The sequence below is a fragment of the Candidatus Methylomirabilota bacterium genome, from assembly GCA_036001065.1.
In the GTDB taxonomy this organism is placed as follows: domain Bacteria; phylum Methylomirabilota; class Methylomirabilia; order Rokubacteriales; family CSP1-6; genus MNEF01.
On sequence record DASYUQ010000081.1, the window covers coordinates 1 to 25702 of the forward strand.

At 71.2% G+C, this 25702-nt stretch carries 30 protein-coding genes and 1 pseudogene; 14 read left to right on the plus strand and 17 right to left on the minus strand.

Annotated features, from left to right (window positions below; genetic code table 11):
• The 3 genes from VGV13_07125 to ggt all read left to right on the plus strand — a co-directional run.
• A partial coding sequence (locus tag VGV13_07125) for a TIGR03619 family F420-dependent LLM class oxidoreductase (GenBank protein ID HEV8640851.1) occupies nt 1-672 on the plus strand: 672 nt, incomplete at its 5' end.
• A gap of 7 nt (nt 673-679) precedes the next feature.
• Nucleotides 680-2326 (plus strand): 5'-nucleotidase C-terminal domain-containing protein, encoded by a 1647-nt coding sequence (locus VGV13_07130; GenBank protein ID HEV8640852.1) that lies wholly within the window; start codon nt 680-682, stop codon nt 2324-2326.
• On the plus strand, nt 2323-3948 hold the full coding sequence (gene ggt / locus VGV13_07135; GenBank protein HEV8640853.1) for a gamma-glutamyltransferase: 1626 nt from the start codon (nt 2323-2325) through the stop codon (nt 3946-3948). The genes VGV13_07130 and ggt overlap by 4 nt, the downstream gene beginning before the upstream one ends.
• Nucleotides 3949-4140: 192 nt before the next feature.
• On the opposite strand, the gene VGV13_07140 is transcribed toward ggt, so the two are convergent.
• From VGV13_07140 to VGV13_07200, 13 genes and pseudogenes are all read right to left on the minus strand, one after another.
• Nucleotides 4141-4674 carry a TlpA disulfide reductase family protein gene (locus VGV13_07140; GenBank protein ID HEV8640854.1) on the minus strand — a complete coding sequence of 178 codons (534 nt, stop codon included), beginning with the start codon at nt 4672-4674 and terminating at the stop codon, nt 4141-4143.
• On the minus strand, nt 4671-5225 hold the full coding sequence (locus VGV13_07145) for a peroxiredoxin (GenBank protein ID HEV8640855.1): 555 nt from the start codon (nt 5223-5225) through the stop codon (nt 4671-4673). Before VGV13_07145 ends, VGV13_07140 begins: the two co-directional genes overlap by 4 nt.
• 73 nt (nt 5226-5298) lie before the next feature.
• The gene (locus VGV13_07150) at nt 5299-5628 is read right to left on the minus strand and encodes a gas vesicle protein K (GenBank protein ID HEV8640856.1); all 330 of its coding nucleotides are present in this window, start codon (nt 5626-5628) and stop codon (nt 5299-5301) included.
• Between the two features lie 26 nt (nt 5629-5654).
• Nucleotides 5655-6338 carry a GvpL/GvpF family gas vesicle protein gene (locus tag VGV13_07155; protein HEV8640857.1) on the minus strand — a complete coding sequence of 228 codons (684 nt, stop codon included), beginning with the start codon at nt 6336-6338 and terminating at the stop codon, nt 5655-5657.
• Nucleotides 6335-6562 (minus strand): gas vesicle protein, encoded by a 228-nt coding sequence (locus VGV13_07160; GenBank protein HEV8640858.1) that lies wholly within the window; start codon nt 6560-6562, stop codon nt 6335-6337. The genes VGV13_07155 and VGV13_07160 overlap by 4 nt, the downstream gene beginning before the upstream one ends.
• A complete protein-coding gene (locus tag VGV13_07165; GenBank protein HEV8640859.1) occupies nt 6559-7350 on the minus strand; it encodes a GvpL/GvpF family gas vesicle protein in 792 nt (263 codons plus the stop codon). The genes VGV13_07160 and VGV13_07165 overlap by 4 nt, the downstream gene beginning before the upstream one ends.
• Nucleotides 7337-9418, minus strand: coding sequence for an ArsA family ATPase (locus VGV13_07170; GenBank protein HEV8640860.1), 2082 nt, complete (start codon nt 9416-9418; stop codon nt 7337-7339). The genes VGV13_07165 and VGV13_07170 overlap by 14 nt, the downstream gene beginning before the upstream one ends.
• The gene (locus tag VGV13_07175; GenBank protein HEV8640861.1) at nt 9397-9690 is read right to left on the minus strand and encodes a gas vesicle protein GvpG; all 294 of its coding nucleotides are present in this window, start codon (nt 9688-9690) and stop codon (nt 9397-9399) included. Before VGV13_07175 ends, VGV13_07170 begins: the two co-directional genes overlap by 22 nt.
• Nucleotides 9687-10586, minus strand: a complete 900-nt coding sequence (locus VGV13_07180) for a GvpL/GvpF family gas vesicle protein (GenBank protein ID HEV8640862.1) — start codon at nt 10584-10586, stop codon at nt 9687-9689. Before VGV13_07180 ends, VGV13_07175 begins: the two co-directional genes overlap by 4 nt.
• 344 nt (nt 10587-10930) lie before the next feature.
• The gene (locus tag VGV13_07185; GenBank protein HEV8640863.1) at nt 10931-11335 is read right to left on the minus strand and encodes a response regulator; all 405 of its coding nucleotides are present in this window, start codon (nt 11333-11335) and stop codon (nt 10931-10933) included.
• Entirely contained in the window at nt 11332-13491 is a 2160-nt protein-coding gene (locus VGV13_07190; GenBank protein HEV8640864.1) for an ATP-binding protein, read from the minus strand. The genes VGV13_07185 and VGV13_07190 overlap by 4 nt, the downstream gene beginning before the upstream one ends.
• A gap of 126 nt (nt 13492-13617) precedes the next feature.
• Nucleotides 13618-13833: pseudogene (gene gvpJ, locus VGV13_07195) on the minus strand (gas vesicle protein GvpJ).
• A 3-nt stretch (nt 13834-13836) separates the two neighbouring features.
• A complete protein-coding gene (locus VGV13_07200) occupies nt 13837-14211 on the minus strand; it encodes a gas vesicle protein (protein ID HEV8640865.1) in 375 nt (124 codons plus the stop codon).
• A gap of 211 nt (nt 14212-14422) precedes the next feature.
• Between VGV13_07200 and VGV13_07205 the strand changes: the two genes are divergently transcribed.
• Nucleotides 14423-14605, plus strand: a complete 183-nt coding sequence (locus tag VGV13_07205; protein ID HEV8640866.1) for a hypothetical protein — start codon at nt 14423-14425, stop codon at nt 14603-14605.
• Between the two features lie 22 nt (nt 14606-14627).
• Here the strand turns inward: VGV13_07205 and VGV13_07210 are convergent, their stop codons facing one another.
• A complete protein-coding gene (locus tag VGV13_07210; GenBank protein HEV8640867.1) occupies nt 14628-15029 on the minus strand; it encodes a DoxX family protein in 402 nt (133 codons plus the stop codon).
• 194 nt (nt 15030-15223) lie between these two features.
• On the opposite strand from VGV13_07210, the gene VGV13_07215 reads away from it, so the two are divergent.
• The 7 genes from VGV13_07215 (at nt 15224) to VGV13_07245 (ending at nt 19703) form a co-directional block, all read left to right on the plus strand.
• Entirely contained in the window at nt 15224-16159 is a 936-nt protein-coding gene (locus VGV13_07215) for a branched-chain amino acid ABC transporter permease (GenBank protein HEV8640868.1), read from the plus strand.
• A 72-nt stretch (nt 16160-16231) separates the two neighbouring features.
• Nucleotides 16232-16627 (plus strand): 2Fe-2S iron-sulfur cluster-binding protein, encoded by a 396-nt coding sequence (locus tag VGV13_07220; protein HEV8640869.1) that lies wholly within the window; start codon nt 16232-16234, stop codon nt 16625-16627.
• Nucleotides 16624-16743, plus strand: coding sequence for an NADH-ubiquinone oxidoreductase-F iron-sulfur binding region domain-containing protein (locus VGV13_07225; GenBank protein ID HEV8640870.1), 120 nt, complete (start codon nt 16624-16626; stop codon nt 16741-16743). Before VGV13_07220 ends, VGV13_07225 begins: the two co-directional genes overlap by 4 nt.
• Nucleotides 16740-17258 (plus strand): DUF420 domain-containing protein, encoded by a 519-nt coding sequence (locus VGV13_07230; protein HEV8640871.1) that lies wholly within the window; start codon nt 16740-16742, stop codon nt 17256-17258. The genes VGV13_07225 and VGV13_07230 overlap by 4 nt, the downstream gene beginning before the upstream one ends.
• A 114-nt stretch (nt 17259-17372) precedes the next feature.
• A complete protein-coding gene (locus tag VGV13_07235) occupies nt 17373-18488 on the plus strand; it encodes a 2-aminoethylphosphonate--pyruvate transaminase (protein HEV8640872.1) in 1116 nt (371 codons plus the stop codon).
• A 2-nt stretch (nt 18489-18490) separates the two neighbouring features.
• Nucleotides 18491-19054 carry a hypothetical protein gene (locus VGV13_07240; GenBank protein ID HEV8640873.1) on the plus strand — a complete coding sequence of 188 codons (564 nt, stop codon included), beginning with the start codon at nt 18491-18493 and terminating at the stop codon, nt 19052-19054.
• Between the two features lie 319 nt (nt 19055-19373).
• Nucleotides 19374-19703, plus strand: a complete 330-nt coding sequence (locus VGV13_07245) for a BON domain-containing protein (protein HEV8640874.1) — start codon at nt 19374-19376, stop codon at nt 19701-19703.
• Between the two features lie 130 nt (nt 19704-19833).
• On the opposite strand, the gene VGV13_07250 is transcribed toward VGV13_07245, so the two are convergent.
• The 3 genes from VGV13_07250 to VGV13_07260 are packed head-to-tail and all read right to left on the minus strand — an operon-like array spanning nt 19834 to nt 23086.
• Entirely contained in the window at nt 19834-21099 is a 1266-nt protein-coding gene (locus VGV13_07250; GenBank protein HEV8640875.1) for a metal ABC transporter permease, read from the minus strand.
• Nucleotides 21099-21956: a metal ABC transporter substrate-binding protein gene (locus VGV13_07255; protein HEV8640876.1), complete on the minus strand. Its 858-nt coding sequence runs from the start codon at nt 21954-21956 to the stop codon at nt 21099-21101. Before VGV13_07255 ends, VGV13_07250 begins: the two co-directional genes overlap by 1 nt.
• Before the next feature lie 2 nt (nt 21957-21958).
• Entirely contained in the window at nt 21959-23086 is a 1128-nt protein-coding gene (locus tag VGV13_07260) for an acetamidase/formamidase family protein (protein HEV8640877.1), read from the minus strand.
• A 109-nt stretch (nt 23087-23195) separates the two neighbouring features.
• Between VGV13_07260 and VGV13_07265 the strand changes: the two genes are divergently transcribed.
• The 3 genes from VGV13_07265 to VGV13_07275 are packed head-to-tail and all read left to right on the plus strand — an operon-like array spanning nt 23196 to nt 25565.
• Nucleotides 23196-23798, plus strand: a complete 603-nt coding sequence (locus VGV13_07265) for a nicotinamidase (protein HEV8640878.1) — start codon at nt 23196-23198, stop codon at nt 23796-23798.
• Entirely contained in the window at nt 23788-24975 is a 1188-nt protein-coding gene (locus VGV13_07270; GenBank protein ID HEV8640879.1) for an FIST N-terminal domain-containing protein, read from the plus strand. The genes VGV13_07265 and VGV13_07270 overlap by 11 nt, the downstream gene beginning before the upstream one ends.
• A gap of 5 nt (nt 24976-24980) precedes the next feature.
• Nucleotides 24981-25565 carry a class I SAM-dependent methyltransferase gene (locus tag VGV13_07275; GenBank protein ID HEV8640880.1) on the plus strand — a complete coding sequence of 195 codons (585 nt, stop codon included), beginning with the start codon at nt 24981-24983 and terminating at the stop codon, nt 25563-25565.
• Nucleotides 25566-25702: the final 137 nt, after the last annotated feature.

The following is a 25702-nucleotide window of genomic DNA, read 5'->3' on the forward strand; positions in this document are numbered from 1 at the left end:
CACCCCCTCGTGCTGGCCAAGCAGCTGGCGACCCTCGACGCGCTCTCGGGTGGCCGGCTGATTCTCGGCGTGGGCGCCGGCTGGCTCGAGGAGGAGTACCGCGCGCTGGGCGCGCCGTTCGCCGAGCGGGGGGCCGCCACCGACGAATATCTGAAGGCGATGCGCACGCTGTGGACGGCGGAGCGGCCGCGATTCGCCGGCAAGTTCGTCACGTTCCCGGAGGTGCTCTTCGCGCCGCGGCCCCGCGCCACGCTGCGGGTCTGGGTCGGTGGCAACAGCCCGCGGGCGCTCCGGCGCGCCGCCGAGCTGGGCGACGGCTGGCTTCCCATCTGGCACGCGGCGACGGGCCGAGGATTCACGCCCCCGGCGCTCCGGGACAAATGCGCCGAGCTGGAACGGCTGCGGGCGCGGGCGGGGCGTGGCGGGCAGGGCGAGGTCGCCGCGCTGATGCCGCTCGCCATCACCGACAGGGCGTCCACCCACTCCCCCGAGCCTCTCGTCGGCGCCGCCGACGCCATCGTCGAGATGCTGCGCCGCTACCGCGACGCCGGGCTCGGTCACGTCATCCTGACCCCGTACTACGGGCTGCCGGCCGCGCTGCTGCCGAAGAGCCTGGAGGAGGTCGAGCGGCTGCTGGCGGCCTTTGCGGGCGACATCCGGCCGCGCCTGTAGGCGTCTGATGCGCGGTCGGGGGCTGGCGCGGCGCCTCGCCGGTCTCGTGGCAGTCGTGCTGCTGGCGGCGTGCGCGCGGCTGCTGGGCGACGGCGGCCCCACCCGGTTGATCACGATCGTGGTCGTCAGCGACTGGCACGGCCAGCTCGAGCCGGTGAGCGTGACCGTCGACGGCGCTCCCCGCCGGGTCGGAGGCGCGGCGGTGCTGGCGGTCTACTTCGACCGCGAGCGACGGCGCAATCCCGGCGGCACGATCGTGGTGACCGCCGGCGACGCCTTCGGCGCCACGCCCCCGCTGGCGAGCTTTCTCGAAGACGTGCCCGCCGTCGAGGCGCAGAACGCGATGGGGTTCGACATCGACACGCTCGGAAATCACAACTTTGACCACGGCCTCGAGCGGCTCCGCAAGCTGATCAGCCTGGCCCGCTTCCCCTACGTCGCCGCCAACATCGTCGGCCCCGACGGACGGACAATCGCCACTCCGACCCACGTCTTCACCCTGAACGGTCTCCGGGTCGCGGTGATCGGCGTCGGCAATCCCGAGACGCCCGCGCTGGTGGCGCCCGGCCGCACCGGCGACTATCGATTCCTCGATCCGATCCCCCTGATCAACGCTCACGCGGAGAGGCTGCGCGGAGAGGGCGCGCACATCGTGGTCGTCCTGGCCCACCTCGGCGCCACCGGGGTCGGGCTCGACGGCGCCCCCCGGGGCCCGCTCGCCGAGGTGGCCCGTGCCATCAGCGGCGTCGACGTACTGATCGGCGACCACAGCGACGTGAGCGTCAACGCCGTGGTCGAGGGCGTGCTGGTCGTCGAGAACCGGTCCAAGGGCGCCGAATACGCCGTGATAGACCTCGTCTACGACCCGGAGCGCCGGGCCGTCGTCAAGAAATCGGCGACCCAGAAGCATCCCTGGGCCGACCGGATCGTCCCCGACGCGCGCCTGGAAGCCATGATCGAGGGCTACCGGGCTCAGGTCCGCCCGCTGTTCGATCGGAAGGTCGGGGAAGCGGCGGCGGTGCTGGGGCGCGCGCGCGCGCGCGAGTCGCCCCTCGGCAACTTCGAGACCGACGTGCTCCGCGCGGCGTACGGGACCCAGTTGGCCTTCGACGTGTCCGGCGCCCAGCGGGACGATCTGCCCTCCGGGTACCAGCCCGCCGACCGGCGGCTGCGGCGCCCGACGCCGGGCTACGTCGCCGGCCCTCCGTACGACCTCGTGCGGGGCGACTTCTTCGCCGTCTTCCCGTTCGACAACCTCGCCGTCACGTTCCGGATCAGCGGACGCGCGCTGTGGGGGGCGCTCGAGAACGGCCTGTCCCACGGCCTCGTCGTGGACGGGCGGTTCACCAACGCCGCCGGTCGCTTTCTCCAGGTCTCCGGCTTCACCTATCGCTTCGACCCGCGGCGACCCCCCGGCCGCCGTGTCGTCACGGTGAGGCTGCTCGACGGCCGACCGATCCGGCCCGACGAGACCGAGTACACTGCCGTCACCAGCGACTTCGTCTACCGCGGCGGTGACGGCTACACGATGATCGACAACGGCAGCGGCACGACGCGCGAGCTGATCGCCGAGACGGTCGGTCGCGTCGTCCAGGAGCGGGGCACGGTGAAAGCTCGGATCGAAGGGCGGATCGGGGAGGGCAGCGGCGAATGAGACCACCGCATCGAAACGCCTACCGGCCGATCGTGATGGGACGGCGCGGGGTGGTGACCTCCGCGCACCCGCTGGCCTCGATGGCGGGAATGCAGATGCTCCTGGAGGGCGGCAACGCCGTCGACGCGGCGGTCGCGGTGGCCTCGACGCTGAACGTCGTCGAGCCCTTCATGTCGGGCATCGGTGGCATCGGGCTCATGGTCGTCTCTACGGCGCGACACGGCGAGCGGCACGTGCTCGACTTCATCGGACGGGTGCCGAAGGCCGCCGATGCCGCCCGCGCGACCGCGGCCGACCTCGAGGCCGGTCCCCGGGCGTGCCTGACGCCGGGAAATCTCGGCGGCTGGCTGGCCGCCCTGGAGCGTTTCGGCACCATGCCGCGCGCCAGGGTGCTGGCACCCGGGATCCGCCTGGCCGAGGAGGGGGCGCCGCTCACCTGGAAGAACTGCGAGTTCTTCGAGAAGGCGCGGCCGACGCTGATGCGCTCGGCCGACGCCCAGCGCATCTTCCTCGCCGACGGCGGCCCGCGTCCCGGCCAGGTCCTCGTCCAGAAGGAGCTGGCCATGACCTACCGGCAGGTCGCCGAAGGCGGCGCCGAGGTGTTCTACCGGGGGCCGGTCGGTCGCGCTATCTGCCGCGCCGTGCGCGAGGCCGGCGGCTGGCTGGCCGAGGCCGACCTGGCAGCGTTCGCTCCCGAGTGGCGCGCGCCGCTGGCCATCACGTTCAAGGGTGTGGAGATCGCGTCGGTCCCGCCGCCGTTCTCGGCGTTCCAGTATCTGCAGACGCTGAATATCCTTGAGGGCTGTGATCTCGCGGGTTGGGGCCACAACTCCCCCGACTACCTCCACCATCTGATCGAGGCGGTGAAGTTGGCCAGCGCCGATCGGCTGTCCTACGCCTACGGCCCCGACGTGCCGGTGGCCGGGCTCGTGTCGAAGCAGTACGCGGCGGCGCAAAGGGCGCGGATCGACAGCCAGCGCGCGGCCGTCAGCGAGGGCGAGCGCTTCGACCCCGTGCGGCTGCCCGGTCAGATCTTGCCGGGGCACCCGGCGCGGTTCGCCGACGAGTCCACGACCCACTTCGCCTGTGCCGACGCCCAGGGCAATGTCGTGACCGTCACCCAGACCCTGGGGCAGCCCTTCGGCTCTGGCTTCGTCGCCAACGCCACCGGCGTCGTCCTCAACAACATGCTCAAGTGGATGGATCTCCATCCCGAGAGCCCGAACCGGCTGGCCCCCGGCCGGAAGGCCGGGACCATGATGTCGCCCACGCAGATCTTCCGCGAGGGCGAGTTCTTCATGTCGATCGGCACGCCGGGCTCGTACGGAATACTGCAGACGACGCCGCAGATGATCCTGAACGTCCTCGAGTTCGGCCTGAACATCCAGGAGGCGATCGAGGCGCCGCGGGTGCGCGTCTACCGCGACCGGCTGGTGGACGCCGAGGCCCGCATCGCGCCCGAGGCGCGGGCCGAGCTGGGGCGTCGTGGCCACCAGGTCAACGTGATCGACGACTGGTCGTGGATCGTCGGCGGCGGCCAGGGGATCATTCGCGACCCGGAATCGGGCGCCCTGCAGGGCGGCGCCGACCCCCGCCGCGACGGCTACGCGCTGGCGCTCTAGGTCACTCGGAGGGGGCCTCGACGGCCCCCTCCGAAACCTCCCCCAGGCAGGATTGCGCGGGCGAAGCCCGCGCTCGACATGGTGATTACTCCGACACGCTGCTAGCCGGCCCGAAGGGGCGGACGTTCGGCCCCCTCCCAAATCCGTAACGGCGGCTCGCTCCGGCGCGATGCTAGCGCCGGCCGGCTTGGCCTACCGGCGCGTCTGGACGAGGTCCTCGAGCAGCGCGCGCGCCGCCGGCGTGGACCAGTCTCGCGGCCCCACGCCGCGGGCGAGCAGGCGCCCCTCGCGGTCGATGACGTACACGGTCGGGGGACCGAACACGCCGTACTTCATGCCCGTCACCTCGCCGCTCTCATCGACGAGGACGGGCGCCGTGTAGCCGCGCTCCCTGACGGTTCGCCTCACGCGCTCCGGGCTTTCCCGGAAATCGATCAGCAGGACCTCGAGCCCCTTGCTCTTGAATTCCCCGTAGAGCTTGTTGACGGAAGGCAACTCCTCCCGGCAACTCGGTCACCAGGTCGCCCAGAAGAAGAGGAGGACGACCTTGCCCTTGAGGTCGGCGAGCGACCTGGGCTTGCCCCCGAGGTCGGGGAGCGTGAAGGACGGCGCCGCCTTCGGTGGCTCGTAGGGCTGGAGGCCCAGGCTCCCGAAGTCGGGTGCGGCCCCGGCGGCCACCCCCGCGCCGAGCGCGAGGGCGACCGCGAGCACGAGCGCTCTCTTCATGACGCGCCCGACTCCTTGATGGCCTTGATGACCTCGTCGGCCGACAGCAGGTCCAGCGGATTTGGCATGACCTTGATGTATTTCACGGTGCCGTTCCGGTCGAGGATGAAGTAGGCGCGCTTGGAGTAGCGGAAAATCGGGCTCTTCTCGTCCGTGACGATCGCGTCGTACGCCGGCAGCGCCTGGCGGCGGAAATCGGAGAGGAGCAGGTGCTTGACGTTGTTCTGCTTCACGAACGCGTCGAGCGTGGCCGCGTGATCTGTGCTGACGCCCACCACCTGGGCGTTGAGGGCCTCGAACTGCGGCAGCGCCGCATCGAAGCCCAGGATCTCGCGCTGTCACGTCGGGGTGAAGGCCTGAATAACCGTGTAGATGACGACCGGGCCCTTACCCAGCAGGTCCGCCAGCTTCACCTGCTTGCCCCCGGGCGCCAGCAGCGTGAAGTCCGGTGCCTTCTGCCCCACCTCCAGCGCCCCCGCCGGCCCGGCCAGCGCCAGGGCCAGCACGGCTCCGCTGAGGGCACCCCCGACCACCGCGCGTGTCGTTCGCATACGTATCTCCTTCCGAGGGTGGATGCCTGCGCAAGTGTACTACTATCGCGAAGCTCCGGAGGTTCCATGGACTTCAGGAGAGCCGGCCGAGCGGGCCCAGGTCGAGCTTCAGGTCCTCCGGCGCCAGGTCGAAGCGGCGGGCCAGGTCGCGGATCGTCTCCTCCAGGCGCATCAGCGCCAGGCCGAGCGCCTCCGTCTCCTTGGGCGTCAGCGTGCCGGCTTCCAGCCGGCGGATGGCCTGCTTCTCGAAGAGCTTGCGCAGGAACTCGATGAGGGTGAGGACGAGCTTGGCGACCGAGCGCTGGACGTCCTCGGGGTCGGCGTTCCAGCGCGGCGTCTCCGCCGCCACGCGCCGCCGGAGCTCGGTCCGCAGCGCGTCCAGCTCCCGCACGCGAAGCGCCACGCTCGCGCGCCTCGTCCGCCGCGACTTCACGGAACGGCTCCGGGCGCGAAGGCGTAGGGCGGCCAGGGCCCGGTGGCGCGGGCGCGGACGGCCCCGAGCTCGGCGGCGATGGTCTCCAGCGCGCTCAGATAGCGGGCGCTGGCGCCGCGCTCGATGAGGTGGTAGAGGCTCGCCAGCAGCGGCGGCATGTCGTGGCGCTCGACGCGCTCGTCGACGATCAGCGTCCCCAGACCCCGCCGCAGCGTGGCCAGCTCGCGGCTCCCGTGGACGCGCTGCCGCTCTCGCAGCCGGGCGGCGAGGTAGCGCGCTCCCGGACCCGAGGCCGTGTCGGTGTCGGGGCCGGCGGCCTCGTCGAGCAGCCGCTCGCCGTAGAGCCTGAGCGTCATCTGCTCGCGCCCGGCGACCAGGGCCAGGGCTTCGCCCAGCCCGGCGCGCTGCGGCTCGAGCAGTCCGGCCAGCGCGGATTCGTCGTCGACGAGCGTGCAGAAGCGGATGGGGAGCACCGCCTCGACCATCTCGGCCAGCCGGCGCACGGTGGCGTCGTGGGCGCGCAGCGACGCGGCGTCGATGGACGGCGCCTTCGGCACGTCGCCCGCGATGGCCAGGAGATCGCCGCAACGTACGAGGCGAAGGGGCTCGCCCGCGAGCCCGGCTCCCAGGGGCCCCGGGGGCGGCCCGCCCAGCAGCGCGTAGAGGTAGAGCCGGCTCACGAGCGCGCCCGCCGCCGGCGGCTTCGGTTCGTCTCCCCCAGGCGGTCGGTGGCGCAGAGGACGGCGGCCAGCTTGAGATAGACGAGATCGACGTTGGCGAGGCCGAGCAGTACCTCGCCCTCGATGACGACGCCCTTGTTGAGCACGTGGTCCACGAGATCCAGCAGCGACGCGTCCGCCTCGTCGAGGACGTTCCGGAGCCGGCGCCGGGCCTTGGGCTTCACGCGGGCTCCGCCACGAAGGTGTAGGGCGGCCAGGGACCGCTCAGCGTGAGCGCGTAGCCCTCGCCGGCCAGGCGGCGGGCCAGGCTGTGGGCGGTCGCCCGGAACTGAGGGGAGCGCCGCGCGCGCACGAGGAAGGCGGCGTCGAGGAGCACGCGGATCCCGGCGCCACCCGGGGGCGGCGTCTGGCGCCGCGCGTCGTCGGCGCGCCGGGCCAGCGCGCCGAAGGTGCGATCGGCTTCCGCGCGTGCCCGCTCGGCCAGCCGGCGGACGGAGTCGCGCTCCTGTTTCTTGCGGAGAAGGAATCCCGTGCCGCCGCCCAGGCGCCGGCCGTCGCCCGGCGAGCGCGCGGCGTGACCGCGGAGCGCGCGGGCCTCGTCCAGGCTCAGCCGCACACCCCACTCCTGGCGGTCCATGACGCGGGTGATCAGACGCAGGAGTCTCTTGCGCGTGCGTCGCACGTGGGTCACGGCACGCTCGTCGCCCGAGAACAGGGTGAAGAGCTTCATCGGGATGACCGTGCCCGCGCGGGCGAAGTGCTCGACGACGCTTTCGTGGGCCATCGCGCAGGCCGACACCCACTTGAGATCGCGCAGGCCGCGCTCGATGGGCTCGCTGCCATAGCGCGCCAGGGGGGCATCGGCCACGGCGAGCCAGAGGCCGTCCCCCGCGTCCAGCAGCCGCACCGGGCCCGTGCCCGGAAGCCCCCGGGGTGGCCTGGCGGGGGACGGCGACTTCTGGCCGTGCACCAGGCAATAGAGGTAGATGGCGGTCGCGTCAGCGCGTTTCACGATCCAGCTCCCAGCGCGCGCGCCAGCGGGCGAGCGCCTCGGCGCCGCGCGGCGGCGGCGCCACGGCCGGGGCCACGATGATACCGCAGCGACCGCGGGCGGGCGACCGGCACTCCCGGCGGAGCGCGGCGAGCTGGCGTGCCTCGCGGCGACTGAGGGTCCGGCAGCGAGCACAGCCGGGCGGCGTGACGGCGTTGACCAGCAGGGCCGCCAGCGGAATCCGGAGCCGCCCGATCCGCTGGAGCAGACGGTGGGTCTCCAGGCGCGGCAGCTCCGCCGGGCGGGTGACGGCGACCAGCCCTGTTTCCGCCCGATCACGGAGCAGCGCCCCCAGCCGCTTCAGGTCGCGCGACACGGTCACGAGATCCATCCCCAGCTCGCCCAGGCCGATGACCTTCCGGTACTTGAGGAGGATCTCCAGCAGCGCGTGCACCCACTCGAGCGCGGCGTCCGGCAGCTCGAGCAGCCGCAGCGCGTGACCCGTCGGCGCGGTGTCGAGCACGACCGTGTCGTAGCGCCGGCCGGCGCCGGGCTCGGGGAACAGCGCCTCGATCACCGTGAGGATCCCGAACAGCTCGTCGAGACCCGGCGGCGCCAGGTCGATGAGGTCCTGGACGACGGCGCGGTCGAAGGCGACCTCGAAGCGCGAGCCGCCCCTCAGCGCCGCGAACAGGTCGTCGACCGCTTCGCGGTAGCGGGCGCGCTTGGCGGCGAAGGCGCGGTCGGCGTCCAGCTCCCGCGCGCGGAGGCGCGGGGCGCCCGGGACCGAATGCGGATCGTCCCCGACCGGGATCGCGAGCACGTCGGCCAGGGAGTGGGCGGGGTCGGTGGAGAGCAGCAGGATGTCGGCCCGGGGCGCGCGCGCGGCCAGCGCGAGCGCCGCCGCCGCCGCGCAGGTGGTCTTGCCCACCCCGCCCTTGCCGGCGAAGAGCAGGAGGCGGAGGCCGGGCGGCGCGATACGTTCGAGCCACGCCGTTCCCGCGCTGGTCTCGAGCGCGGACTTTGCCCGCGCAATCGGTTTCTGGGGGGAGGTCTCGGAGGGGGCCGTCGCGCCCTGTGGGCGCGCCTGTGGAGTCGCCCCCTCCGACGGGGATGAGGGGCGAAGCCCCCCTCCGAGTTGAGACGGCGGCGCGGCGAGATGGCGGGCGACGCGACGAAGAGCCGCGACGCCGCGGGGCTCGTCGGCGAGATCGGGGAGCAGCCGCAGCGGCCGCCGGGGAAAGGCCGCGCGCGCGGCCGCAATCGCCGCCTGCTCGGCCCGGCGCCGGCCGTCGCACAGCTCGCAGGCCCGGTCGGGCGGCGGGACGACGCGGTTGACGATGATCTCGCTCACGGAGATGCCCGCCCGGTCGAGCGCGCCGATCCCGTCCTTGGCCTCCTCGAGCGCCAGCGGCTCGGGCAGGAGCACCCAGGCAAACGTGCAGCGGTCCGGGTCGTTCAGGAGCGCCTGCAGCGACCGGCCCTCGGTGGCGATCTCGTCGATCAGGGCGTCGGTGGCGTCCGGCCGATGGGCGCCGCCGAGGCTCTGGGCCAGAAAGCGATGCTTGGCCTGCATGTCGTCGAGGACGGCGGCGATCCGCTCCAGCGTGGCGGGCATCACGAGCAGGCGCAGCGTGTGGCCCGTGGGCGCCGTGTCCACGACCACGTCGTCCCAGGGGCGCGCGCGGGCCAGGCGCGCCAGCTCCACCAGGCCGATCAGCTCGTCGACACCCGGGAAGGACAGGCGCAGGAAGCGGTCGATGTCGTCCTCGTCGAGGTAGGTCCCCCGCTCCAGGATCGTCCGCAGCAAGCGCCGCCGCGCGGCGATCCAGCGGTCGAGCGCGCGGTCGGCGTCGAGCTCCATCGCCTCCAGCGCTCCCCGGCGGGTGGGGACGCGGCGCGGGCGCGCGGAGAGCGGGCGCTGGAGGGCGTCGCCCAGGGAATGCGCGGGGTCCGTCGACACCAGGAGCACCCGGTGGCCCCTCTCGGCGGCGGCGACGGCGGCGCCAGCGGCGCAGGTGGTCTTGCCCACGCCGCCCTTGCCCCCGAAGAAACGATAGTGCGGAGCTACTCCTCGTCCTCGTCCCAGGCGCGGACCTCCGCGCCCGTGACTATCATCCCACCGGCCGCGGCGCCCTCGTCGATCGTTTGGGCGCGGAGCTCGCGCATCCGGGGCAGGATCTCGCCCTCGAGCCGGGCGAAGTCCTCCTCGCTCATCTCCCCCAGCTCGACGCGCATCTGAGCGGCCAGCAGCTCCTCCCGCAGCGCGCTCTCGTCGTTGAGCTCGGCGTCGGCGAGCTCGGCGATCTTGGAGAGGACGAATTTGAGGCCGCCGAACAGGAGGGAGTCGAGGATGATCACTGGGCGTCCTTGGCCCGCTCGAGCTTCAGCCGGATGTTGACGAAATTGTAGGGCGGCCAGGGCCCGGTGTACTTGAACGTGAGCTTGTCGTATTGGGCGCCGATCTTCTTCACGCGCCCGTCGAACGCGGTCTCCTGGTTCCGGGTGACCAGGAAGGCGGCGTTCAGGATCATCTTGTCGCCGATGGGCTTGTTGGCCCGGGAGGCGACGCAGACGTCGCGCAGCTGGGCGAAGAGGTCGGCGACGTAGCGGTCGGCCAGGTTCTGCAGCGCCGAGTCCGCCATGCGGCCGTACTGGACGCGGGCGAAATACGTCGAGCCCTTCTGCGACGCGATCTCGTCCTTGAGCCGCCGGATGTCCTCGTCCTCCCGCTCGATCTCACGGATCATGACCTCGCGATCCCAGAGGACCTTCAGCCCGAACTCGAGCTTGTCCGCCATCTTCGAGAGGACGTCGTGAAAGGCGTTGTAGGCGCCCCGCAGCAGCTCGATGATGTCCTCCCGCGTCTTGAACACCGCCCCGAACGACATCGGGATGACGGTGTGGGTGCGCATCACCGTTTCGTTCACGCGCTCGTGGGCCAGCACGTTCTCGCGGGTGGGGTCGTACACCTCGAGCGGGGTGTCGGAGACGACCGCGGCGATGTCTTTGTAGTTGATCGTGTGGACTTCGGCAGGCTTGACGCCGATGCCGATGGCGCCGAAGCGCAGCGGCTCGGTGGCGCTGACCACGCAGTAGACGTACTTGCCGAGATTGTCGGTCCCGCCCTTGGCCTCCGCCAACGGCCGGCGGCTCGACCGCTTGGGGCCGCTGGCCGCGAGGTCGTCGGTCTTGCCCGCGGCCGACCGTCCCCGCGCGGGTTTCGACGCTACCTGCCGCTTCGTCCTGGCTTTCATTCGCCTCCTCGGGCGCGTTCTCGTTTCCGCCTGCACCTTCAAGTCCAGTTCCAGTGGCCGAGGTGAGGCGCGCGCGAGGGCGAGCACACTATATGTGCGGCGCCCGTACTGTCAACAGATATCCACTGTAAATGGTCATGCCATTTGGACCACGTGGTCGTATCATTAAAAAAGTTCGTGGAATCAATGCCTCGCAGGGCGAGCACCGACGGAGGCGACCCCTGTAAGGTGAGTCGCGATGCGAGGCGGTGACGCCACCACCGCGCTTGGCCCCAGCGCGGGGGGCGTTCGTCGGCCGCACGCGTCTCTCTCGGAGCATCCCAGCCGCATAGCCTCCTCGAGCGTTATCTGGAGCTCTTGGACCCGGACTTCTTGGCGTCGGCGAGCATGCCGCGGATCTCCGCCGTGAGCTGGTCGGGCAGGCAGGGCTTGGTGACGAAGCCGTCACAGCCGGCCTCTTTGGCCCCCTCCGAGAAGCCTTCGAGGGCGTGGCTCGTCAGCACCAGCACGGGAATGTGACGCGTACGCGCGTCGTCCTTGAGGCGGCGCGTGACCTCCCAGCCGTCCAGGCCCGGCAGCGAGAGGTCCATCACGATGAGATCCGGCAGCAGCTCGAACGCCCGCTCCAGCGCCTCCTGCCCGGTGGCCGCTTCCGCGACCTTGAAGCCGGAGTGCGTCAGGAACAGGGCGTACATCTCCCGGTTGTCTTCGAAGTCGTCGACCAGGAGAATCAGGGGCGCCTTCTTCATGGGTTCGTGCGCGTCCTGGGGAGAATCAGGGTGAACGTGGAGCCCTGGCCGAGCTTGCTCTGGAGCGTGACCTGACCGCCGAGCATCGAGGCCAGCCGCCGCGAGATGGAGAGCCCCAGCCCGGCGCCGCTGTAAGCGCGCGAGGGCGAGCTGTCGGCCTGGCTGAAGTCCTCGAAGATCTTCGCCTGGTCCTCGTCGGCGATGCCGATGCCGGAGTCGGCGACGGCGACGAGGATCCGGTCGCTGACGTCGTCGAACGTCGCCGAGACCTTGACCCAGCCCTCCGGCGTGAACTTCAGCGCGTTGGCCAGGAGGTTCAGCACGATCTGCTTGACCTTCGGGCGGTCGCTCTCGATCACCGGCAGGTTGGGGGCCAGCTCCTCGGTGACGCTGAGACTGGTGCGGCTGACGATCGGCTCCACCTCGGCCATCACCTCGGCGAGCAGCTCGGGCAGCGGGACGTCACTGATATGGACCGGCATCTTGCCCGCCTCGATGCGGGAGATGTCGAGGATGTCGCTGATGAGGGCCAGCAGGTGCCGCCCGCTGGAGTCCACCCGCGAGAGACTCCGCCGTTGCCGGGACGTCAGCTCCCCGAGGACGCCCTGCAGGAGCATGCTCGTGTAGCCCAGGATCGCGTTGAGCGGCGTGCGGAACTCGTGGGACATGTTGGCCATGAACCGGGACTTGAGCGCCGAGGCGTGCTCGAGCTGGATCGCCTGGCGCCGCAGCAGCTCGTTCTGCCGGACCAGCTCGGCGGTGGCCTGGCGGACCTTCTCCCCCAGCTCCTGGGAGGCGCGCTGGAGCTGCTCGTAGAGCCGCTGCTTCTCGAGCGCCTCTCGCTGGTCGTGCAGGATCGTGACTACGCCGACGAGCTCGCCCTGGGCCGACAGGACCTTACCCGCCAACGCCTCCACCGGGAGGGACTCGCCGGTCTCCGGATCCGTGAGCCCGATCGGCCCTGAGTGGCGCAGGGTGTCGCCGGCGGAGAGCAAGTTCGAGACGAACGACGAGAAGTGCGCGTCGTTCGACTGGACCCTGACGTCGACCTCGCCGGGCGTGTCGGGCTCTACCGTGAACAGCCGTTCCGCGGGCGCGTTCATCATGACGATGGCGCCCGCGGGGTCGGTGACGAGGATCGGGTCGGCCACGGCGTCGATGACCAGCTCCAGCCGGTCGCGCTCGGCCCGGACGTTGGCCTCGGCCGCGCGCAGCTTGCGGTAGTTCTCCTCCTGGGCCTCGATGGCGGTGCGGAGATCGGTGACGTTCCGGAGGACCGAGACCACCCGGGGCTCCTCCGACGCATCGGTGACGACCGTGCTCAGCAGCTCGAAGAGCAGGTCGGAACCGTCGTTCGGATCCACCAGCAGCAGCTCCCGGCGCGCCGGCTCGGCCCGATCGATGGCGCGGCCGGCCAGGGCGGCCGAGAAGAGCATGTTGTTCAGCGCGATGGCCCGGCGCCGGCCTTCGCTCTCGCGCTCGGTCGAGGCGAAGAGCGCCTCGGCGCGCGCGTTGGCCAGGATCATACGCCCCTCGCGGTCGGTCAACAGCACGGGGTCGTGGCCGGCGTTGATGATGCTCTCGAGCAGGATCCGCTCCCGCTCCAGGCCCGCCCGGGCCGCCTCCAGCGCTCGCGTGGCGCCGAGGCGCGAGAGCTTGGGCCCCAGGATGTCGGCGAGCCAGGCCCCTTCGCGAGCGACGTCGGGCGCCATCGGGTTGACGAACAGCAGACCGTAGGCGTCCTCGGACTTCCGGCCGTCCATGAGCGGGATCGCCAGGAACGCCCCGCGGCCGAACAGCCGCATCACGCGGGTGCGCCCGCCGGAGCCGTTCAGCGTGAGCTCGACCGGCTCGCTGCGGGTGAGGGCGGCCACCAGCGGGTGCTCGCGCTGCTCGAGGTCGATCGCGAGCTTGGCGAGGCGGGAAGCGGGCAGGCCGTACCCGGCCATCGCGACCAGCTGCGTCCGGTCCTGGTCGGCCAGCAGGCACACGGCGTGCCGCGCCTCGGTGTGGGCGCCCAGCCAGTCCAGCGCCCGCTGCGCGCACTCCCCGACGTCGTCGCACCCGAGCAGGAACTCGGCGAGCGCGAGCCGGGCCTCGGCCAGGCCGCCGCCGGATACCCGGGACCCGGCGCGGAGCGAGAGGGCGCGACCCACGGCCTAGACGCCGACCGAGCGGCGCCGTCTTCTCACGGGCACACCCGTGCCGTCGCCCGCCGCGGCGAGCTTGGACCGCAGCGACCTATTCTCCGCCGCCAGAGTTTTCTGCGAGCGGGTCTCGATCGCGGCGGACCGTAAAGCCGGCGTGCTCTGGGCCACCGCTTCCGAGTACTTCAGGTACGTCTCGATCGACGCGACGACGATGCGTGCCTCGACGGTGATCAGGTCGATGCCCACGAGTGACACACGGACCCAGGCGTCGATCACGATGCCCTTGTCGAGGACGCGGTCAAGAACGTCGATGAGGCTTGTGCCGCTGGACGTTCGTTCAACGGGCATCGGTCATCCTCCCTGCGCGGACTCCTCGTTCCCTGATTTGGTTCCCCGCCCGCGGCGACGGGCCGGCGCGCCAACGCGCTCGGCGCTGAGGGCGGCGACCTTGCGCTCGAGCACCCGGATTTGCCTCCGGAGATCGGGCGCGTCGACGGCGCCCTGCCGGCCCGACAGGTGCCGGTCGTGCTTCCACCAGTCGAGGCCGATCTCCTGGGCCTTGTCGATCGAGCAGATGATGAGGCGGATGCGGATGGTGAGCAGCTCGACTTCAGCCAGCGAGATCGTGATGTCGCCGGCGATGGCGAGGCCCTTGTCGAGGACGCGGTCCAGCACGTCCACGAGCCCGCTGACCCTGTGATTGCTGGTCTGAAGCTCGGTTCTCATTGGGCAGGCAAGTATAGACAATAACAGTGCTCCGCGAAAGGGCCATTCGGCTCTAAGACCAAAGTAGGTGGGTAAAAGTTCCCATACTCCCCGGTGGCAGGCACCTTGCATTGGCACGCGCCTTGCTGCGGGGGCGTCCGGATCTCATCAATACCGGGGTGCGCCATAAGTTCATTCTCTTCGTCGGCGTCATCCTGCTCGTCGGGCGGAGATGATCGACGAGGACGCGGTCGCCGAGGCGGTGATCTGCGGCCCCGACCCCGAGCGCCATGTCGAGGCGATCCGCAAGCACGTCCAGGCCGGGTACGACCAGGTCTGCGTGCACCAGATCGGCCCCGACCAGGATGGATTTTTGGCGTTTTACGAGCGGGAGGTCCCGCCGAAGGTCGGCTAGACCCCGCGCGCCTCGGGCAGGCTCACCTCTTCTCGAGCCAGACCTCGTCGACGGCGGCCTTCCCCGGGCCCGCCAGGAAGAGGAGGATCGCGCCGGCGAGGAGCATCAGGTCCAGGCGCGCCCCGCCGAAGCCCGCTGGCAGCTTCACGTAGAAGAAAGCCACGATGAACTCGATGGCGTAGAGCAGGCCGAGCCAGCGGCCGGCGATACCGAAGAGCAGCAGGATGCCCCCGACCAACTCCAGGATCATGATGAACGGCCCGCTGATGCCCGGCGCCGGGATTCCCATCTTCGTGAAGGCCTCGGTGACCCCGGGGATACCGGCTTGGTACTTGTTCCAGCCGGAATAGATGAAGACGAGGGCCATGGCGATCCGCACCGCGGTAATGCCCCAGCCCGATCCGATGCCCCAGATCCCCCGCATATCTGCCTCCTTGGCGTGAGTGGACGGCGACCTGCGTTGCCCTGGAACCTCGCGCTGACGATAGCACCCCCGCCGGGAGTCCGGCGCATTTCATCTATAATCCCGGCAGCGGCGAGGCCGCCGCGGGGAGGACCGCTCCTGATCCTCATCTGCCGCCCCCCGGGCCTCTTCGGCCAGTGCCCAGCGGGCTGAGCGTGAGCCGGCGCCTGGCGCTCGTCCTCCTCCTGGCGGCGCTGGCCGCCCTGCCGTGGATAGCGTTGGCGGACGCGCTCTCGCTGAGCGCGTTGCTCCTCGTCTACATGACGCTGGCCGTGTCCTACGACATCCTCGGTGGCTACGCCGGCCTGATGAACCTGGGGCACTCGGCCTTCTTCGGGCTGGGGGCCTACGCCTTCGGAATCGCGCTGACGCGGGGCTGGCCGCCGCCGGCGGCCGTGGTGGCGGCGGTCGCGGTGCCGCTGGCCTTCGCCGCGCTGATCTCCTATCCGATCTTCCGCCTCCGCGGGGCCTACTTCGCGCTGGCGACGTTCGGGTTGATCCCGCTGCTGGAGTTGCTCGCGCTCAATCTCGGCGGGCTCACCGGCGGCTCCCGGGGGCTCACGATCCCGCTCGCCTACCGGATCGAGGTCGTCTACTACGCGGCGCTCGTGCTGGCGGCGTGGACCGTGTGGGTCAGCTACCGGATCGGGCACTCGCGCTTCGGCCTGGCGCTGATGACGATCCGGGAGGACGAGGACGTGGCGCGCAGCTTTGGTGTGGCGCCCTATCGCCACAAGCTCCGGGCCTTGCTGATGGGCGCCGCGCCGGCCGGGCTGGTGGGCGCCGTGTACGCCATGAACCTCACCTATCTCAACGCCGAGGTCGTGCTGGGCACCGAGATCGCGCTGGTGCCGGTGACGATGGCCAGGCTGGGCGGCACCGGCACCGTCGCCGGGCCCCTCGTGGGCGCGGTCATCGTCACCGCGGTGCAGGAGCTCCTGTGGACACGCGGGTCGTACCTCCGCCTCACGGTCTACGGCCTCCTGCTCGTACTGGTCCGGCTCTTCATGCCGGGCGGGCTCGTGCGCCTGCCCGCGCTGCGCCGCCTGCTCGCGCGCCTGGGGCTCGGCGAGCGCATCTACGCGCGGTAAGCCGGCGCGCATCCGCGTCGCGCGCGGGCGCCGCCGCGCGAGGCGCGGAGGCTTCTGCCGTACAATACGCCCATGAAGCTGACGGTCGACGGCCGCGCGGTGGAGGTTGCCGCGGGCGCCACGGTACTCGACGCCGTCAACGCGCTGGGCATCCCGCTGCCCCAGCTCTGCAAGGACCCCGACCGTCCCCCGCTGGGCGCCTGTCGCACGTGCCTCGTGCACGTCGAGGGCCAGCGTGGCGCGTCCGCCGCCTGCCACCTTCCGGCGCGCGAGGGCATGAGCGTCAGCACCACCCATCCCGACGTCACGCGCATCCGCGCCGCTGTGCTCGACCTCACGCGCTCGATGCTCAGCGCGGGGGAGGGGCGCGACGGCTTCGGGCAGGTGGGTGTGGCCTGCGCGCGCCACGCGATCCTCGAGCCCGCGTCGACGAGCTGCGGGAGTCGCCCGAGGCCGAGGCGCGGGTGACAAGCCTCGCCGAGGCGATCCAGCTCGCCTCGCTCTGCGGCCTGGGGCAGGCCGCACCGCTGGCGCTGCTGCGCGGCCTCGAGACCTTCGGCGCGGAGTTCCACGGCCGGCGATGAGAGAGCGGGCGGCGCTCTCGGCGATCGGGGTCGTCTCGGCCGCCGTGGTGATCGCCGTGGGCGTGCTGCTGCTGGGGGGCGGGCGGCCGGTGAGTGGAGCGCGTGACGTCTCGGCGCTGCCCGCGCTCAACGCCGTCCTGAACGGCACCAGCGCGGTGTTGCTGGCCACCGGCTACGTCTTCATCCGGCGGCGCCAGGTGACGGCGCACCTCACGTGCATGCTGACCGCGTTCGGCGTCTCCACGCTCTTCCTGATCTCCTACGTGATCTACCACTACTACGCGGGCTCGCGGCCCTTCACTGGCCCGGGCTGGATCCGCCCCCTCTACTTCGCCCTCCTGATCTCCCACATCCTGCTGGCCGCCGCCATCGTGCCGCTGGCCCTCACGACGATCTACCGCGGCCTCACCCTCAAGCTCGCGCGCCACGTGAGGATCGCCCGCTGGACGCTCCCCATCTGGCTTTACGTCTCCCTGACCGGCGTGCTCGTCTACTGGATGCTGTATTACCTGTAGCGACGGCCATTTGCCCGGCGCAACGGGTGGGATTCCCCAAGATTCCGGCCCGGGCGGGGTTCCACGCTATGATAGCCAACAGTCCGGTGACGCACTCGAGGAGCCGTGTCGTCGATGGCCGATAGAGAGTGGATCCTGCTGAATCCGGGCCCCGCCAACACCTCGCCGAGCGTGCGCCAGGCGCTGGTGATGCCGGACCTCTGTCATCGGGAGCCGGAGTTCTTCAACATGATGCGGAGTTGCCGGGAGCGCCTGGCGCGTCTGGTCGGAGGGGCTCAGGACTGGACCGCGGTGCTCTTCGCCGGGTCGGGGACGGCCGCCGTCGAGGCCGCGATCTGCTCGGTGGTGCCGCCGGAGCGGGCCCTGCTCGTCGTCAACAACGGCGTCTACGGCGACCGCATGCTCCGCATCGCGCGTGCGCACGCCATCCGCACCGAAGCCCTCACCTACGACTACGTGACCCCGGTCGCGCCCCGCGATGTGGAGCGCGCGCTGGTCGCCCATCACGAGATCAGCCACGTCGCGCTGGTGCACCACGAGACGACGACGGGGCTCCTGAACCCGGTCGGCGAGGTGGCGCGGGTGGCGGCCGAGCAGGGACGGCGGCTGGTGGTGGACGCGATGAGCTCGCTCTTCGGCGAGCCCCTCGACGTCACCCAGGACGGCATCGACTTCGTGATGGCCAGCGCCAACAAGTGCCTGCAGGGCATCCCCGGCGTGTCGTTCGTGCTGGCGCGGCGGAGCGCGGTGAAGGCGCTGCACGGCCGGGCGCCGCGGAGCGTCTACCTCGATCTCCACAACCAGTGGGCGACCCAGGAGCAGGACAACACGCCCTTTACCCCCGCCGTCCAGGTGCTGCACGCCATGGAGCAGGCGCTGGTAGAGCTCGAGCGCGAGGGCGTGGCGACCCGCATCGCCCGCTATGCGGAGAACGCGCGCGTGCTCCGCGAGGGCATGGCCGGGCTGGGCTTCGAGGTCCTCGTCGCTCCGGGCGCGCGCTCGAGCATCCTCACCACGTTCCGGCTCCTGCCGGGGCTCGCCTACGACCCGCTGCACGACGCCATGAAGCGGCGCGGCTACATCATCTACGCGGGGCAGGGTGACATCCGCACCTACGCCTTCCGCGTCTCCAACATGGGTACGCTGACCCCGGCGGACATGAAGGACGTGGTGGCGGCGTTCGCGTCGAGCCTCGCGGAGCTGGGAGTGGCGGCGCCGGCGAAGCGCTGACGATGGGACGGGCCAGGAGCCACAAGAAGAACATCGCCTGCGTGGAGTCGCTCTGGGACGGCAACATCGAGAGCCGGCTGAGCGTGGTGCCGCTGCTCGAGCTGGCCTCCCGCGTGGACGAGCTGAAGTTCAGCTACCTCACCTGCAACACCGAGGAAGAGCTGAAGTTCAATCTCGGGAAGTTCAAGAATCGCCGGGGCTACGGCATCCTCTACCTCTCCTGTCATGGCCGCCCGGGCGAGCTCGTCCTCGATCAGGCCCCGGTGGAGATCGAGAAGCTCTCGCAGTACATGGGCGAGGGGTTCGCCAACTGGGTCGTCCATTTCGGGAGCTGCGCGACCATCAACGTCCCCCCGGCGCGGATCTCGAAGTTCATCGCCGCCACCGCGGTCTCCATGGTGGTGGGCTACAAGACGGACGTGGACTGGATCGACAGCGCCGCCGTGGACCTGATCCTCTTCGACCGCCTGCAGGAGTACCGCGAGATGCACCGCTTCTGGGAGCACTTCAAGCTGCGCTACCGCGACCTGGTCGCCGTCACCGGCCTCCGCGCGTTTCTGCGGTAGGAAGCCGGGGCGGCGCCGCGAGTGCGGTGGCCGCCTCGCTCGGGATGTTGCTGACGCGCCAGCGCGACGGCCGTCCCGCGGACATTGCGCCAAGTCAGGGTGAAATTCGAGGTCGAAGAGACCGACATCCCCGGCGTCGAGTCCAACCCTGGACCAGCTGAAGGCCAATTCCGGTAGCCTGCTCAAGGTGAAGCTGACCGAGGTGGCCGACGCGTGCGCGGCGGAACTGGCGAGGCGACTTCTCGGCAATTCGACAGGCGCCCCGACGAGGTTCTGGCACCCGGTTTGCCGCAAGGCACTGTTCGGGGAGGTATGTGACATGCCCACCATGCGGTTCCTCAGCACGATCGTCGTGTCCTTGGTGATCCTCTCGTTCCTCAGCGGGTGCCAGTCCATGACCGGGCGGAGCGCCGGCCGATTCGTGGACGACCAGACCATCACGGCCTCGGTAAAGGCCAAGCTCGTCGCTGACAAAGCGGCCAATCTCACGCGCGTGGGCGTGAAGACCGTCAATGGGACGGTCTACTTGACCGGCTCGGTGGATTCAGCCGAGCAGAAGGCTCGGGCCGAGGATTTGGCTAACCGGGTGAATGGGGTCCGGAGCATCGTCAACGACATCCAGGTGAGCGAGCGGAAGCCGAGCGGGTAAGGGACCCTGCAGCCGGGTTCCCAACCTGTGCCCGGGATGTTCTAGGAGCCTGTCCGAGCGCCGGCTTTGCCGGCGCAATCTCTTCCTGGGGGGAGGTTTCGAAGGGGGGCGAAGCCCCCCTCCGAGTCTCCTAGCCGCGGCTCAGGCGGACACCGGCCACGATCAGCGCCGCTCCCGCCAGCGCCAGCGGCAGCCCCAGCCCGTAGCGCTGGCGCTCGCGCGCTCTCTGCCGAAGCGTCTTCAGCACGAGGCGATCGCCGGCCACGATCTCGTCGCGGCTGGCCAGGAACTGGCGCAGGCGCTCGCGCTCCTCCGGGCCGAGATCGCGCGTGCCCCACTGGACGTCCGCCTGGAGCGCCCGCAGGCGCGCGAGCTCACCGGCGCCACGGGCGATCGCCGCGCGGCTGTCGGCGGCGACACCGCGCTCGGAGCGCGTGAGGAACGCGGCCTGGACGGCGGGCGCGACGCGCTCGAGGGTGTCGAGCCAGAGGTGATCGGCGCGGGGAACGAGCGCCAGCGCGAGCCCCGCCAGCGCCACGAGCACACCCAGCACGACGAGCAGCCCCGCGCCGGCGCGGGCGCCCTCGCGCCTGAGGCGGGCGACGAGGGCCCACGACCCCCGGGCCAGAGCGACAGCCGCGAGGACGGCCCCGAAGGTAGCGACGATCGTTGCGCCTGTGGGCAGATCCCAGAGGTACGAGAGGCTGAGCCCGACGACGCTGACGACGAAGCCGACCGCCCAGCCGATGGCCAGACGGCCGCCGAGCCTCGGCGCCAGCCAGGCACCGGCCACGGCGGGCACGATGAGGTAGGAGAACACCAGGAGCACGCCGGCCATCCGGACCGAGCTGGTCACGACCAGGCCGAAGGTGAAGTAGAAGAGGAAGTCCCAGAGCCGTGCCCGCGGCGGGGCGCCGCCGAGCGAGATCGCCAGCAGCGGCCTGCGGCAGAGCCAGTGGGCCAGTCCGACCATCGCGTAGAGCGTGGCCACGCGCGCGACCTCGTCGCCGGTGACGTTCAGGATGCTGCCGACGAGGAGCTGCTTGATCTGCTCACCGCCCTGGGGCACGCGGTCGAGGACGAGCACCGTGAGCGACGCGGCGACGGCGTAGACGATCCCGATGATCGCCTCTTGCGGCACCACACCGCGGCGCTCGCGGGTGAGCGCGAAGAGCGCGGCGCCGGTCGCCGTGAAGGCCAGCGAGTAGTAGTAGGCGGCATCGCTCTGGGCTGCGTGGCCCGCCAGCAGCGCCGCGGTGGCGCCGAGCGCGGCGACCTGGGCGAGTGCCAGGTCCACGAAGATGACCCCCCGCGCCAGCACGTGCAGGCCGAGATAGGCGTGGATCCCGGTCAGCACCAGGCAGGCCAGGAAGGGGAGCCAGAGCAGCTCGAGCATCAGCGACCGGCCAGCGCCGCCGCCAGACGCTGCACGTTCACGTCGAACAGGGCGAGGTAGTCGGTCGCCTCGGGATCGCTGCCGACCGACGGCGCCAGCGTCACGACGCGCGCCCCGGTGCCGGCGGCGATGCGGCGCAGGAGGGCGGCGGGAGCGCCGGGCTCGGCGACGAGGACGCGCACGCCCGTCGCCTTCATCCGCTCCATGAGCTGGCCGAGGTAGGCCGGCGAGGGCGGCACGCCGGGCTTCTCCTCGACCGCCGCCGCCACGGTCAGCTCGAAGCGGCGCGCGAAGTAGGGCCAGGTGTCGTGGACGACGACGACGCGGCTGCCCGCGTACGGGCGCAGGCGCTCCTTCCAGCGCGCCAGGCCGGCGTCCAGGCGCGCCAGGAACCGCGCGCGGTTGGCCTCGAAGGCCGCGCGCTCGGCCGGGGCCAGCCGGACCAGAGCCTCCAGGATGCCCGCCGTGATCGGGCGCGCGTTCTCGGGGTCGAGCCAGTAATGGGTGTTGCCGAAGGCGTGGACGTGCGGGCGGCTGTCCGCCCGCAGGCGCGGCGTCTCGGTGGCCAGGAGCGCCACCGCCCTGGAGCAATCGAGGTCGTGGGCGGGCGGCGCCACCGACTTGAGGGCGCGGGCCAGCCAGGGCTCGTGATCGAGGCCCACGCGCACGAGCAGGTCGGCCGATCGGAGGAGCGCGAGCTGGCGCGGGTGGATCTCCCGCGCGTGGGGGTCCTGCCGGGGATCGGTGAGGCTCTCGACCCTCACGCGGTCGCCGCCGACGGCGGCGACGAGATCGCGGAGATCGGTCGTCGTGGCGGCGACGGAGAGCGTCGCCGCCACGAGGAGCGGCAGCAGCAACGCTACTTCTTGACGAAGATCGACTTGGGGATCATGCAGTGGATGCCCTTGCGGATGTCCACCACCTGGGTGACGCGGCAGTCGCCGACCATCGAGGTGAGCGCGTAGGCCTCGTCGCGGCTCATCGGCACCATCTTCTGCTCGGTCAGGAACTTCACCGTCTCGCGGGTGGCGATCTTCATGGCCTCGTCCAGGCTCTCGTCGAAGCCCATCATGACCCAGTGGGTGGTGTTCTCCATGCGCGGCCACTCGAGCTTCATGTCCTTCCGCACGATGGGCTGGATCACGATCTCCCGGAAGGCGCACTCCAGCCCGGTGAGGTTGACCTCGCCGTTGCCCTGGCGGCAGTGAGCGTCCCCGACCCAGATGAGCCCGCCCTTGAGGAAGATCGGGACGAAAAGGGTCGTGCCCTCCTGCAGCTCGTTCAGGTCCATGTTGGACGAGTTCTTCCACGGGCGCAGCGTGCTGGTCCGCCCCTTGGCGTCCTTGATGGCCGGCCCGGCCTTGGCGGCCGGCTCGTTCGGATCGACGCCTACGGCCAGGATGCCGGGGAAGGGTTGGAGATCGATCACGACGCCGGGCTTGAACTCGGCCTGCCGCTTCTCCCAGTCCAGGTAGAAGTAGCGGACGAAGCCGTCGGGGAACTCGGGTGCCAGCAGGCCGACCGCGGGGAACTGCTTACCGGGCAGGTGGAAGTTGGTGCCAAAGGCCTTGGGAACGATCTTCTTGATCCGCACCTCCATCACGTCGCCGGGCTCGGCGCCGTTGACGTAGATGGGGCCCGTCACCGAGTGCGGGCCGCCGCCCGGGTTGGCCAGCCGGAGCTTGACGAGGTCGTCCATCGTGGTGCCCGGCTGGATGGCGTTGTGGGCGTGCATCATGGTCTCGACCGCCACCGTGTCGCCGGAGTTGATGGCGAGCTTGGGCTTCTCCTTGGGATCGAGCCAGCCCCACTGTGTGGTCTCCAGCGTCGCCGGCAGCACGTGGTACCGGCCGCCCGCGACGGAGACGGCGCGGTCGCGCTTGGCCTCGTCCATGGGCGTTAACTGGTACGGCTGCTGGGCGACGGCGTAGAGCCCGGCGCCGAGCACCAGCGCGAGGACGGTGGTGAGAGCGACGATGCGCTTCATGATCTCCTCCTTCGTGCGCGTGCGCGCGGGTCTGCATCCCGAAAACGCCGGCGATTTTATCATCTTCGGTCGGCCATGGTACGATCCGGGCCCTAGGGGAGGTGCCGCCATGGCCTTCACCATCGATCCCGCACGCGACGCCCTCGTGATCGTGGACGTCCAGAACGACTTCTGCCCCGGCGGCTCGCTGGCCGTGCCCGGCGGCGACGACGTCGTACCCGTGCTGAACCGGTACGCCGAGCGTTTCGCGCGATGGGGCGCCCCCGTCTTCGCGTCGCGCGACTGGCATCCCGCGAAGACCAAGCACTTCCAGGCGTATGGCGGTGCCTGGCCGCCGCACTGCGTCCAAGGGACGCCGGGGGCGGAGTTCCATCCGGGCCTGGTCCTGCCGGCCGCCACCGAGGTCGTCTCGAAGGGCATGGACCCCGCCGAGGACGCGTACTCCTGCTTCCAGGCCGAGACCGCCGACGGCCTGCCGTTCGCCGCAGCCCTCGGCGAGCGGGGCGTCGGGCGACTGTTCGTCGGCGGCCTGGCCACCGACTACTGCGTGAAGGCGACGGCGCTCGACGCGCTCAAGGAAGGCTTCGAGGTCGTGGTGCTGGAGGACGCGATCCGCCCGGTGGACGTGGCGCCCGGCGACGGCCAGCGCGCCCTGGCCGCCATGAAGGAGGCTGGCGCCCGCGTCGCCCGACTGGGGGACCTTGGCGACTGAGCGCGCGCTGGGGACCGCCGGCTCCGGGTTGGCGGTCGGCCGATCGCCCGCGGACGCGGCGCTCGATGCCTCGCTGGAGGCGCTCGCGCGCGCGGGCACCGATCATGCCGACCTGGTGCTGGTCTTCGCCACCGGCGACACCCACGCCGCCGCCCACGAGATGCTCCACGCCGTCCGCCGAGTCACGGGCGCGCGCGTCGTCGTCGGCTGCAGCGGTGCCGGCGTGCTCACCGAGCGCCGGGAGATCGAAGGCGAGTCGGCCGTCGCCGTGCTCGCGGTGAGCGACGAGCGCCTGGTGGCCACACCGTTCCTCGTCGAGGATCAGGCCGAGGCCGGCCCCGGCGTCGGCGCCGAGGTGGCCCGGCAGGTGGGCACCACTCTCGCCGAGGGCGGCTGCCTGCTGGTGCTCCCCGACGTGGCGGGGCTGAGCCCGCGCGGGCTGCTCGATGGCATGCAGACTGAGCTCGGCTTCGTCCCGGTCATCGGCGCCGTCGCCGCCGGCACGCCGCTCTTCGAGCTCTACAACACCGATCCGGCGCGCGGCGGCCTGGCCGGCGTCGCGCTGTCGGGCCCGCGCCCTATTATCGGCGTCGCCCAGGGCTGCGCGCCCATCGGCGAGCCGTACGTCATCACCCGCGCGGACGGCAACGTGGTGATGGAGATCGGCAGCCGCCCGGCGTTGGAGGTCCTCAAGGAGGCCATCCACTCGCTGCCGGACGGCCCCCCGCGCGTGCAGCGCGCCGGGATCTTCGCGGGCCTGGCGATGGATCCGACGAAGTCGCCGCTCGAGCGTGGCGACTTCCTGGTCCGCAACCTTGTCGGGGCTGATCCCGAGAGCGGCGCCGTTGCCGTGGCCGAGCCGGTGAAGGTGGGCCAGACGATCCAGTTCCACATCCGCGACGCGGAGTCCTCGCGCGAGGATCTTCGGGTGACGCTGGAGGGCGTGGCCAGAGCGCTGGGCGGCCGGCGCCCGGCCTTCGGGTGCTACTTCGACTGCGCCGGCCGCGGTCAGGGGCTCTACGGCGTCCCCGACCACGACGTGAAGCTGATCCGCACCTGCCTGGGGGAGTTCCCGCTCGTCGGCTTCTTCGGCAACGGCGAGTTCGCGCCCATCGGGCGCCGCAACTTCTTCCACAACTATACGGGCGCCCTCGTCCTCTTCCCGTCCGGCGCCTGACGCCCGTGCGCGGCCTCGAGCAGATCCCCTGGCTCTACGATGCGCTCTGTGCCGTCTACGAGCGCCTCGGGCTCGCGCGCTGGCGGCGGTGGCTGACGGCCGGCGCGCGCGGACGGACGCTCGATCTGGGCTGTGGCACGGGGCGCAACCTGCCGCTCTTCCCTCCCGAGGCGCGCGTGATCGGGCTCGATCCCGCCTGGGACTCGCTCCGGCGCGCCCGGGGCCGGGCGCCGCGCGTCCCGCTGGTCCAGGGCCGCGCCGAGGCGCTGCCGTTCCGCGACCGGGCCTTCGACACGGTCGTCAGCGGCCTCGTCTTCTGCAGCGTGCCCGACCCGCGCCGGGGGCTGGCCGAGGTCCGGCGAATCCTGAAACCCGGAGGGGCGCTGCGGATGCTCGAGCACGTGCGCTCGACGCGGCGGTGGAAGGCCCGTTGGCAGGATTTCATCCAGCCATTGTGGACGCGGCTCTCGGGCGGCTGCCATCCCAACCGCGAGACGGAACGGCTGGTGGAGTCCTCCGGCTTCGGCATCGAGGCCGAGGGCCGCCGCGCGAAGGCCGACCTGCGCCGCTTCTCGGCGCGGGTGGGCTAGCCCCGATCCGAAATTCTTTTGGCGAGGAATGTGCGGAAACGCGGCGTCGGTAGCGGCCGTGGCCAGCGTGGGTACGTGCGCACCCACGTCCTCCTATAGAGACGCTGGCTGCGGTCGAACCATCTCCTGAACACCGC

What these genes read in the sequence shown, in the direction of transcription:
- ggt (HEV8640853.1), top strand. Translation starts at nt 2,323, where the DNA reads ATGAGACCACCGCATCGAAACGCCTACCGGCCGATCGTGATGGGACGG.
- VGV13_07245 (HEV8640874.1), top strand. Translation starts at nt 19,374, where the DNA reads ATGCCCACCATGCGGTTCCTCAGCACGATCGTCGTGTCCTTGGTGATC.
- VGV13_07265 (HEV8640878.1), top strand. Translation starts at nt 23,196, where the DNA reads ATGGCCTTCACCATCGATCCCGCACGCGACGCCCTCGTGATCGTGGAC.
- VGV13_07240 (HEV8640873.1), top strand. Translation starts at nt 18,491, where the DNA reads ATGGGACGGGCCAGGAGCCACAAGAAGAACATCGCCTGCGTGGAGTCG.
- VGV13_07200 (HEV8640865.1), bottom strand. Translation starts at nt 14,211, where the DNA reads ATGAGAACCGAGCTTCAGACCAGCAATCACAGGGTCAGCGGGCTCGTG.
- VGV13_07230 (HEV8640871.1), top strand. Translation starts at nt 16,740, where the DNA reads ATGAGAGAGCGGGCGGCGCTCTCGGCGATCGGGGTCGTCTCGGCCGCC.
- VGV13_07130 (HEV8640852.1), top strand. Translation starts at nt 680, where the DNA reads ATGCGCGGTCGGGGGCTGGCGCGGCGCCTCGCCGGTCTCGTGGCAGTC.
- VGV13_07220 (HEV8640869.1), top strand. Translation starts at nt 16,232, where the DNA reads ATGAAGCTGACGGTCGACGGCCGCGCGGTGGAGGTTGCCGCGGGCGCC.
- VGV13_07260 (HEV8640877.1), bottom strand. Translation starts at nt 23,086, where the DNA reads ATGAAGCGCATCGTCGCTCTCACCACCGTCCTCGCGCTGGTGCTCGGC.
- VGV13_07235 (HEV8640872.1), top strand. Translation starts at nt 17,373, where the DNA reads ATGGCCGATAGAGAGTGGATCCTGCTGAATCCGGGCCCCGCCAACACC.
- VGV13_07180 (HEV8640862.1), bottom strand. Translation starts at nt 10,586, where the DNA reads ATGAAAGCCAGGACGAAGCGGCAGGTAGCGTCGAAACCCGCGCGGGGA.
- VGV13_07205 (HEV8640866.1), top strand. Translation starts at nt 14,423, where the DNA reads ATGATCGACGAGGACGCGGTCGCCGAGGCGGTGATCTGCGGCCCCGAC.
- VGV13_07185 (HEV8640863.1), bottom strand. Translation starts at nt 11,335, where the DNA reads ATGAAGAAGGCGCCCCTGATTCTCCTGGTCGACGACTTCGAAGACAAC.
- VGV13_07210 (HEV8640867.1), bottom strand. Translation starts at nt 15,029, where the DNA reads ATGCGGGGGATCTGGGGCATCGGATCGGGCTGGGGCATTACCGCGGTG.
- VGV13_07250 (HEV8640875.1), bottom strand. Translation starts at nt 21,099, where the DNA reads ATGCTCGAGCTGCTCTGGCTCCCCTTCCTGGCCTGCCTGGTGCTGACC.